Annotated in this window: 9 protein-coding genes; 8 read left to right on the forward strand and 1 reads right to left on the reverse strand. The window is 62.2% G+C overall.

Features of this window, described 5'->3' with window-relative positions:
• On the forward strand, nucleotides 1-404 hold a 404-nt coding region (locus Q4F91_RS11755; protein ID WP_303337908.1), incomplete at its 5' end, for an iron chelate uptake ABC transporter family permease subunit.
• 235 nt (nucleotides 405-639) lie between these two features.
• Nucleotides 640-3,228, forward strand: coding sequence for a hypothetical protein (locus Q4F91_RS11760; RefSeq protein WP_303337909.1), 2,589 nt, complete (start codon nucleotides 640-642; stop codon nucleotides 3,226-3,228).
• A gap of 91 nt (nucleotides 3,229-3,319) precedes the next feature.
• On the opposite strand, the gene Q4F91_RS11765 is transcribed toward Q4F91_RS11760, so the two are convergent.
• A complete protein-coding gene (locus tag Q4F91_RS11765; protein WP_303337910.1) occupies nucleotides 3,320-3,538 on the reverse strand; it encodes a hypothetical protein in 219 nt (72 codons plus the stop codon).
• 172 nt (nucleotides 3,539-3,710) lie between these two features.
• Between Q4F91_RS11765 and Q4F91_RS11770 the strand changes: the two genes are divergently transcribed.
• The 6 genes from Q4F91_RS11770 to Q4F91_RS11795 all read left to right on the forward strand — a co-directional run bounded on the left by Q4F91_RS11770 (nucleotide 3,711) and on the right by Q4F91_RS11795 (nucleotide 8,539).
• Nucleotides 3,711-4,001, forward strand: coding sequence for an AAA family ATPase (locus Q4F91_RS11770; RefSeq protein WP_303337911.1), 291 nt, complete (start codon nucleotides 3,711-3,713; stop codon nucleotides 3,999-4,001).
• Nucleotides 3,895-4,446 (forward strand): AAA family ATPase, encoded by a 552-nt coding sequence (locus tag Q4F91_RS11775; RefSeq protein WP_303337912.1) that lies wholly within the window; start codon nucleotides 3,895-3,897, stop codon nucleotides 4,444-4,446. The genes Q4F91_RS11770 and Q4F91_RS11775 overlap by 107 nt, the downstream gene beginning before the upstream one ends.
• Before the next feature lie 17 nt (nucleotides 4,447-4,463).
• Nucleotides 4,464-4,616, forward strand: coding sequence for a hypothetical protein (locus Q4F91_RS11780; protein WP_303337913.1), 153 nt, complete (start codon nucleotides 4,464-4,466; stop codon nucleotides 4,614-4,616).
• 24 nt (nucleotides 4,617-4,640) lie between these two features.
• Nucleotides 4,641-4,922: a hypothetical protein gene (locus Q4F91_RS11785; RefSeq protein ID WP_303337914.1), complete on the forward strand. Its 282-nt coding sequence runs from the start codon at nucleotides 4,641-4,643 to the stop codon at nucleotides 4,920-4,922.
• A 292-nt stretch (nucleotides 4,923-5,214) separates the two neighbouring features.
• On the forward strand, nucleotides 5,215-7,569 hold the full coding sequence (locus Q4F91_RS11790; protein ID WP_303337915.1) for an MFS transporter: 2,355 nt from the start codon (nucleotides 5,215-5,217) through the stop codon (nucleotides 7,567-7,569).
• A gap of 331 nt (nucleotides 7,570-7,900) precedes the next feature.
• Nucleotides 7,901-8,539, forward strand: coding sequence for a LexA family transcriptional regulator (locus tag Q4F91_RS11795; protein ID WP_303337916.1), 639 nt, complete (start codon nucleotides 7,901-7,903; stop codon nucleotides 8,537-8,539).
• The last annotated feature ends 809 nt before the right edge of the window (nucleotides 8,540-9,348 follow it).

The following is a 9,348-nucleotide window of genomic DNA, read 5'->3' on the forward strand; positions in this document are numbered from 1 at the left end:
GAAGTAGCTACCGCCTTTCCAACCTACCCACTCGAAACAGCGAAAGGCCAAAAAGGGAGTTCGCCGAGTCCCGGGGCCTGCCGATGGGGCCGTCGGCCTTCCTGCTCCTTGCGCTCTGCGCGCTCTCGTCGGCGGTCGCGACCGCCGCCATGGGGCCGGTCGCCTTCATCGGTCTCGTCGCCCCGCACCTCGCGCTCATGATGGGCGCGGCGAGAGTGAAGGCCCAGATCCTCACGGCTGCCGCCGCGGGCGCGGTGATCGTGGCCGCCGCGGACGGCGCGGGACAGGTGCTCATCGCCCCGGCGCAGATCCCGGCGGGTACGCTCGCCGCCATCCTCGGCGCGGGCTACTTCCTCGTGCTGCTCCTTGCCTCGCGGCTGAAGGCGCGGCGCGGGAGGATCTGAGAGAGAGGCGATTGAGATTTCCCCCTGGGGAAGCAAGACAGACCGCCCGCGGCGGTAATGGCACGGGAAGCCGCGGAAAGGCTCATGGGAATCCGGCGAGACAGCCCCGGAATGACGGAATACCGTTTCATTCCGGACCTCAAGTCGGGCGATAATTGAAGGATTGAGCCTCCCATTCCGCTGCGGCGCTTTTCTGAAAGCTGCCGCAGCCGGATGTCTCCCCGAAGGAATCGATATGCAGCTTCTCGACGCCATTGAATCGTTTGGTCCGGAACAGGCCGCGAAGTCATTTGCCGCGGGACTGGCCGCCGACCTCGGCTACGTCGAGTATCTGGACCTGGGGAGCGACGACACCCGCGGCGACGAGGAGCGTCTCCGCGCCGTGGCGAAGGCCATGCGCCACGCCTTCAAGGCCTGGCTCGAGCCGCAGCTCGAGGGCGAGGGCGAAGTCGAGCGCCTCGGCGTTTCGTACAGAAACGCCCGGCGCGAGCTCCAGAGAATCGAATGCGGCGTGCGCCGCGTCGAGGCCTTCGCCAACCCCAGGATCGCCGAGTTCGCCAATGACCTCCGCATGCTCCTCGACGACTATGCGGACCTCGAGGGCTATGAGCGCGCTGTGTCATTCGCCTTCGAGTCGCTCCGGCTCTTTGCGCGGTACACCTCCATCAAGGGTCTCTACGAGAAGAAGGACCTGCTGAGGTCATATTTCCGCTATCGGATCATCGTCGAATACCAGAATGCCAACGGTCCGCTCGTCGAGTGGGTCCGGGCGCTCAGCCCGGATCCCCGGTCGGACACGATACCGTCCGTCAGGAGCCTCTTCGCCGAGCGGCGCCGTTCGGTCACGAAGGTCTTCGACGACTGGAAGACCGCCGTGCCCGAGCGGGTCCCCACGCAGCTGAGGATCGCCTTCGCGAACCAGCCCGAGATGACGGATTCGATCGTCGCCTTCCTCTGGGAAGCCTTCAGTCCGGACGGGACGTTCGGCGAATGGGGCCGAGGGTGCGGTGCCTTGTATGACCAGATCCACACGAAGTTCGCCCGCGCCTGCAGCGAGAACCGGGAGCTCTTCAGTCAGTCGCTCAGCTGGCAGCTCGTCCCTTCGCATCTCAGGGAGGTGACGGACAGGATGCGTCTCCACGAGGAGCGGCCGCTCGACGTCGTCTCGCCCTTCTTCGCCTTCGACGCGATGCTCGTCTCCCTCGCGTCCCGGGGAGGCGAGTCAAACGTCTGGCGCGACCAGCAGGTCTTCGATTTCGTCGCCCGCGTGCTCCCGCTCTACGGCGAGATCCTGCACCGCGAGGGAGAGGAGAAGGTCCCGGGCGAGCGCCGTGAAAAGGCTCAGAAGGCCGCGCGCCTCCTCGGCATCCCCGAGACCGGCACCTTCCAGTGGCAGAGGAAGGTCGCGCGCAGATACAACGACCTCGGCGTCCTTTACCGGAGCGCTCCGCCGGCGCTCCTGCGGCGCCTCTTCGCCGAAGCGGTGCTCTCGAGGATGGATCCCGAGGACCTGAGGCGCGACGTCATGCGTCTGCTCGGCACATATGTCGACAAGGACGACCGGCTCTTCCATACGCCGAACCTCAAGGACACCTATCTTCGTGTCCGATCGTGGTACCTGCAGAAGAAGGCGGGCCTGGGGAAGAACTTCACCGTTCCGGACGAGAACTTTCCCCCGAGACGGACGCTCGACATCCTGACGATGCCGCTCACTGTCCACGGCGCCGACCTCGGCCGCTCGTTCGCGGTCTCGGTGCTCCTCGGGATCATCGACCGCGTGAAGACGCTCGGCCCCGGCGACGGCTACTCGGTGGACGCGGAACTGCGGCCCTTCTTCACGGCCGCAGAGCGCGTGTCGCCTTCGTACCGGATTCTCTGCAACGCGGACCGCATCGAGCGCGCCTTCCGGATAAATACCGCGGACGCACTCGGGAAGAGCCTCTCCGAGGCGGCCGGCATCGAATCGCTCGTCAATGACGTGTCGGCGGCCGGCATTGCGCTGAACGACACGATCGCGAGAGGCGGCTTCATTCAGAGCGAGCTCGCGCATTCGCTCCAGAACTGCATGCGGTTCGTCGCCGCAGAGTGGAAGCTCGAGCAGACCGAGGCCGACTGGAAAGAGAGGCTCGAGAAGCTCCGCGACCGCCTGAGAGAGGAGATCAAGGCGCTAGAGGCGAAGGTCTCAGAGCAGGCCCAATGGATCGAGATGCTTGAGGATGACAACCAGGCGCTCAACGGCAGGGTGAGGAGCCTAGAGGAAGCCAAGTCAAAGGCGGAGGCCCTTGCCGAGGCTCACCGGTACACCTATGAGCGCGTGAAGAACGCGGTCGAGAAGATGCCGAGAAACATCCGGCAGCTGCTTGAGAAGCACGGCCTCTGCCCGTCGGTGTCGCTCTGGCTCACCGAGCATTTCTCGGAGGGCCGCATCCGGGTGCTCGACAGCGCCTATGCATCGTCGGCGAAGAGTGATCCCTACTTTGACCGCAAGAAGGATCTTCTCCGGAATCTCTTCAAGCTCGGGAATGAGTATCTTGATGCCCTGCTCAATGGCGGCGGGGGCGACACGGAGGCGAGAAAGGTGTTCACGCCGAATGTCTACGCCGCCCAGGAGTCGGACACGACGCAGAACAGCAATGATCCGGCGATCTGGGGACCGAGAACGGTCACCTATGCCGAGGAGACGGTCGTGATGAAGAAGCACCTGCGGTTCGGCGTCGCCGACGACCCGACCACGCTGCGCGTCTATTTCTTCATCGACCAGGACCGCGGCAAGGCGGTGATCGGCTACTGTGGCACGCACCCGAAGACGGGAAAGGGCCGGTGAATAACCGGCCCCCTGATCCATTGGTTCTGTTTGTCCGGCTGGCGTGCGGCAATCCGAGCCGGCCGGAATTGTCACTTCAATGACCGATGACTCAGAACGAGTAGCGGAAGTTCGCGGTCACGGCGTAGTTGTCGGCGTTGTCACTCCCCGTCCAGGAGAGCCCGAGGCCCATGCCGAAGCGGTCCTTCTCGGCCGTGACGCCCAGTTTGGCTGAGTAATTCCAGCGGTCGAGCACTTCCGTCGAGACAACGGCCGCATTCGTGACGCCGGAGAACCTGACAGTGGCGTCGAGGCTCTCGTCGCCGAGCACCGGAATGACGGAGAGATCACAGAGAAGTAACCGTCGGCAGCGATGTCTGCGGCCTCTGCGTCATTCCGAGTTCCGTCAAAGGCAAAAGCAACTGGAAGATTCTCCGGAAACCGGGAAGTTTCTGGATATAGTTGGAAAATATTCCAACTCATACTGAACTCCGGGAGAAGAGATGGATGCAGTTCCTCGTCCGCAGTACCTGCGCGAGCTTGAAGCCTTCCGCGGAAAGCGCCTGATCAAGATGATCACGGGCGTGCGCGGCTGCGGCAAGTCGACGCTTCTCAGGCTCTTCCGCCGTCATCTTCTCGATCTTGGTGTGGAGGAGGATCAGATCGTCACCGTGAGCTTCGAGGAACATGACGCCCTGGAACTGCGGGATCCGAAGCGGCTGCACGACGCGCTCACCGCCCGCATCGTTCCCGGGAGCACGACGTACTTCGTACTTCCTCCTCGACGAGATTGAGCACGTCAGGAACTTCCCGGCGGTCCTCGCGAGCCTTCTGCTCAGAGAAGGGGCGGACATCTGCGTCACCGGCTCGGGCGCGGATCTCCTTTCCTGCGAGAACGCGACGCTCCTCACCGGCCGCTTCGTCGCGATCCGGATGCTGCCGCTCTCGTTCGCCGAGTTCACGGCCGCGGCTGCCGACGAGCATATTCCGCGCGAGAAAATCTGGAAGCGGTACGTCTCGATGGGTTCATTCCCGTGCGCGCTTCATCTGAGGGAAGAAGCAGCGGCGGACGCGATGCTCGAGGGACGGCTCTGCTCGGTGATCGTCCGGGACATCCAGCGCCGGGTGCGCATCGCGGACATGCCGGTTCTCGAAGGTCTCTGCGGCTTCCTCTTCGAGCGCGCCGGCACGGCGGTGAACGTCAGGCAGGCGACTGACGCGCTGAACGCACGGGGCTGAAGACCGACTTCAAGACCGTGGACAAGTACCTCTCGGCGCTCCTTGAGGCGCAGCTCTTTCTCAAGGCGCCGCGCCTCGACATCCGGAAGAAGAGGGTGATCGGGCGGTCGTCGAAGTACTGGCCCGTGGATCCCGCGCTCGGAAGAACGATGCCGGGTTCGCGCTCCTAGGCCGCCGGGCAGACGATCAAAAACGTGGTTTTCCTTGAGCTCGTTCGTCGCGGCTATCGCGTGTACTCCGGGAAGACATCGCACGGAGAGATCGACTTCGTCGCGGAGAACGGTTGGGGCACGCTCTACGTGCAGGCGGCGGAGAGCGTACGCGACCCCGCCGCGCTTGAGCGTGAACTCGGGCCGCTGCGGAAGATCCGGGACTTCTATCCGAAGCTCATCCTCACGCTCGACCAGGACCCGGAGGCCGACTGCGACGGGATCCGAAGGCGGTATGTCCTTGACTGGCTCATGGAGGCGCCGTGAACATGATCAGTCTCCGAGCCTGTATACAGGCCGGCGATTATCTGCCCTGTTTCGGTGCAGAAAGAGTCGAATTGCCGAGCCTCGATCGAGAACATCTGAATCTTCTGAAAGATCAGTAGGTAATTCAATGTCTCGGATAACTGATGCACAGGAGAGGCATCGCGTCAACAGGGGATTTTGCGTCAAAGTCTCGAAATCCAGAGCAAGCGCACAATTAGTGTCTGACGCTTTCTTCCCTTGACGGCAGCCTCCCCGTTACTGTCCGCCGCCCGCTGCTGCTCCCTCACCAGGCATGGCCACCCGAATTTCCCTCACACATGTCGCCGAGGTCCTCAAGGGCCACGCCCTCGCGCTCCTCGGCTGGCTCGCGGTATTGATCGTGAGCCTTCTCGTCTACGACGCCATGCTGCTCGGTTCGCTCGACAAGGAACTCTGGACGAACCGCGAGGCATCGGCCCGCGTGGCCGTGGAGACGCTGCGCGCGGATCTTTCGCTCGGCGTGCGCTACGGCAAGCACCTCACGAACTACGCGGGGCTCGGGCGACTGCTGGACCGCACGGCGGAGCGCGCCCGGATACCGCTCGCCGTGCTCGGCGCCGACGGCCGCGTGATTCTTGCCCGCAAAGGGTTCCCCGGGGACGCCTGGGGTGACAGGACAGTACGGAGGAAAGGCTCCGAGGAGGTGCTCCGCGAGGACGACGCAGGCCGCACGCTCATGGTCTCCGTCCCCGGCTCGGACCGCCGCGCCGCGGGCTGGGTCGCCGCGAGGATCGATGCCGCCCCGATCGAGGCGGAGATCCGCGCCGAGGTCGCGAGGCTCCTCGCGGTTCAGGCGGCTTCCATCGCCGCCGGGCTCCTCCTGCTCTGCGGTCTCGTCAGTCACTTCGAGCGCGGCCGCCGCCGCGGGCGTCTCGCCGACCTTTCGCGCTCCTCGCAGATCGCCTGCATGGCGCTCTTCCTTCTCGTGATGCTCGCCAACGCCGCCGCAGCGCTCCACACGGTCTCCTCCGGTTACACGCAGCGCACGCGCGCGGATGCCTTCCGCACGGGCGAGATTCTCACGGACTCGCTCGCGCGCCTCGTCACCGTCGGCATCTCGATCGAGAACACCGACCGCATCGACGCGTACCTGAAGCGCGCGGCCGAGGCCGAGGGCGGGCTCGCCGCCTTCGAGATCCTCTCGCCCGACGGGCACCTCATCGCCTCGAGCGTCCCCGAGGGGACGAAGCTCCTCGGCGACCCGAAGGTCTTCCCGCTCCCGAGCGCGCTGAGTGAAGACGCCTCGACCGTCGAGGCCGCGCCGGCGCTGCGCGTGACCCTGCTGCGCGCGCCCTGGCTCGAGCAGCTCCGCGTCTCCGCGCTCGACCTCCTCACGGTCGGGGGAATCGCGTTCATTTTCATGCTGGAGCTCTTCTTTCTCCTCACGCGCCTCTCCGCATGGCGGGCGCTCCCGAAGGAGGAGAGGGGATTCACCGCGCAGGCGTGCGGGTTGCTGAGGCCCTTGAATTTCTTCATCGTCATCGGCACCGATCTCTCGGTCTCTTTCCTGCCTCTGCGCATGGCGGAGATCCTCCCGCCTGACGCGCCCTCGCGCACCGTCATGATGGCGCTCGCCGTCTCGGGCATCATGGCGGGCACCGGCATCACGGTCTTCTTCGGCGGAGGGTGGCTCAGGCGCGCCGGCGCCCGGCTCATGATGACCGCGGGCATCGCGGTCTCGGGCTCGGGCAGCCTCCTCTGCTTCCTCACCGACCAACCCTGGCTCTTCATCATCGGCCGGCTCGTGGTGGGCCTCGGCTTCGGCCTCTGCCTCATCACCTCGGTCGCCTGCTCGGTGAGAAAGAAGCTCCTCGTGGACGTCCAGGCCGGCATCTACGCGGGGTCGCTCACGGGCTGCGCGCTCGGAGCGCTCCTCGCAGAGCACGTCGGCTTCAGGCCGGTCTTCCTCCTCGAGGCGGTCGTGATGCTTTCGATCGTGGCGTTCCCGGTGTTCTTCCTGCCCGGAAGAAACGTTTCGCTCGACGACGCATCCTCGCAGCCCGTGCCGATGAAGTTGGTCGAGCTCGTCCGCAGCATCTGCGACCGCCGGCTCCTCGCCTTTTTCGTGCTCCTCGTGGTGCCGTACCAGCTCGTCATGATCGGCTGCTGCGGCTATCTCGCCCCCGTGTACCTCGCCGAGACGGGGTATCTGCAGTCCGACATCGGCCGCGTCTACATGCTCCTCACGATCCCGCTCATCTTCGTCGGCAACTGGGTGGGCGAGACGCTCGCGAAACTCCCGGGGAGACGCACAGCGAGCATCGTCGCCGCCGTGATCACCGCAGCGGGCGCGCTCGTCTGCGCTTTCTCGACGCCCTTGATCGGCTTTTCGCTCGGCGCGATCGTGATCGGCCTGGGATCGGCGGCCTGCACCGCCGCCTTCAGCGAGTATCTCGTCGGCCTCGACGTCGTGAAGCGCGTGGGCATCGACCGCATCATGAGTCTCTACGAGGTCTCGCAGCGCCTGGGCAAGACGCTCGGCCCGATCGTGCTCGGCGCGCTCATCGTGTACTGCTCCGCTCCGATGGCTGCGGTGACGGTGGGCGCGGTCTATCTCGCGATGGCCGCGCTCTTCCTCCTCATCACCACGGGGAAGAGTGGTTCCTGAGGGCGCTCTGCCCGGGAGTGAAATGCGCCGGTATCAGATTGATCTCTTCGTCTGTCAGAGACAATATCTGCCACCGTCAATCCTGACTTCAGAGGAGCGGATTAAAGTGCCCAGGAAGACCTCGCTTCGCAACGGACTCTTCGCGTGAACACGCTCTGCTCTGAGAGGAATTGTTCTATCTCGAATCCGAACATTGCGCACCTGTCCTGCAAATCTGTGCGACAGGCTTCTCACGGTCGGGTCTCCGATATCAGGAGACTGTCCTCACTTCTCAGCAAGGAACAGGGTAAACTTTTAGTTACCACGCAGAACCTGACAAGGACAGATGAACATGGAATTTCCCGAAAGACTCTCCATCCTCTTGAAGAACAGCGGCATGTCGATGCGCGAACTCGCGCGTCGCGTTGGTGTCGCGCACCCGAGCATCACAAAGTGGATCAAAGGCGAGAGCTGGCCGAGTCACGAGAACATGGAGAAACTTGCCGACTGTCTCGGGGTAACCTCCGCTTACCTCCGTTACGGCGATGAGGGACTGATGCAAGCACGTGATTCGATTGTCATGAACGACGGCTCGATCGTCTCCATACCGGTCATGGATTGCGATACCCCAGGTTCAGCCCGTGTGCTCCTTATCCGTGTAACCCGCGACTGGCTTCTCGTCAACGGCATTCTCCCCGAGTCCTGGGAATCGCTGCGCATTCTGATTGCCCCGGATGACTCGATGGAGCCTGGGGTTCTGAAAGGGGCGCCTGTTCTTGTAGACACCAGCGTCAAGGTAGCTCTCGACGACGGCTTCTACGCCGTTGCCTATTCCCAGCGCGTCGTCATCAAGCGTGTGCAGATGCAGCCTGATGGAAGCCTGCGGTTACTGTCGGACAATCCTCACTACCCGCCGGTTGTGCGCGCGGATGGTCTTCCGCTTGTCCTCGGAAAGTGCCTTATTTCATTGAATATCAATAAGCTAAGTTGAAGACAGCTCTTTACGTAAGTTGTATTTCTCTTTACTGGTAGCCTGCGGTTGCCGGCGGTTACGAAACGTAGTATGATTCACTCATAGCGTTGTAAGAGGCAGTCAATGTGCTGACGCACTTCGTCCTCTCCGACGGTGGACCTGTCAAATGTCATCAAACCCATAGCATCAATCGAAATCGTAGAATTGATAGAAACAATCTATAGAGGTGTGAAGTTTCGATAGGAATCGTAAGTTATAATAGGGAAAGAGACATGAAAATTAAAGAGAAAATTCGGGACTTTCTGAGCGCCGCCTTTGGAGGAAGACTATTCAATGAATACCTATGTTCGTGCCTCAGAATGTTGGAGATGATAACGGCGGGCTTGATCCTGGCTGCGTTATTGCCGCAACAACCTGAATTATTCACTCAAACCCTTCTCTGAGGCGTGAGCATTGCCTTAGTGTGCATGTTTCTGTGCTATTGCAAGGAGAAATTGTAATGAATCACACTGCTGCTTACCTTGTTATTTTATTCATAGTCTTTCTCGGCCTGACTTCTGCCTTAGGGAAGTATCTTTGTAACAAATGGGAAAAAGAACGGAAGCAGAAAGAGCTCGGCAACAAATCTTAACTACTCTGCACCCCAGCAAAAAAGTGGATAGAGTTTGCAATTGCTGGGGTTCTTTCTTGTTATGAAACGGACTCTGAAAATCAAGGCTATGTTAATCGAAAGTGTTGAATTTTGGCCGCGGTCGCCATAGAGTGTCCCTAACCTGAAAATTTCATCAGATCGCCTTCGATCGGGTGGCCCCCAGTCCGCAGCAACA

Origin of the sequence: Sutterella sp., assembly GCF_030539355.1 — a bacterium.
Taxonomy (GTDB): domain Bacteria; phylum Pseudomonadota; class Gammaproteobacteria; order Burkholderiales; family Burkholderiaceae_F; genus Sutterella.

Bases quoted from the DNA above. Each gene is read 5' to 3' on its own strand.
- Q4F91_RS11760 (WP_303337909.1), top strand. From the start codon at position 640: ATGCAGCTTCTCGACGCCATTGAATCGTTTGGTCCGGAACAGGCCGCG.
- Q4F91_RS11770 (WP_303337911.1), top strand. From the start codon at position 3,711: ATGGATGCAGTTCCTCGTCCGCAGTACCTGCGCGAGCTTGAAGCCTTC.
- Q4F91_RS11775 (WP_303337912.1), top strand. From the start codon at position 3,895: ATGACGCCCTGGAACTGCGGGATCCGAAGCGGCTGCACGACGCGCTCA.
- Q4F91_RS11790 (WP_303337915.1), top strand. From the start codon at position 5,215: ATGGCCACCCGAATTTCCCTCACACATGTCGCCGAGGTCCTCAAGGGC.
- Q4F91_RS11795 (WP_303337916.1), top strand. From the start codon at position 7,901: ATGGAATTTCCCGAAAGACTCTCCATCCTCTTGAAGAACAGCGGCATG.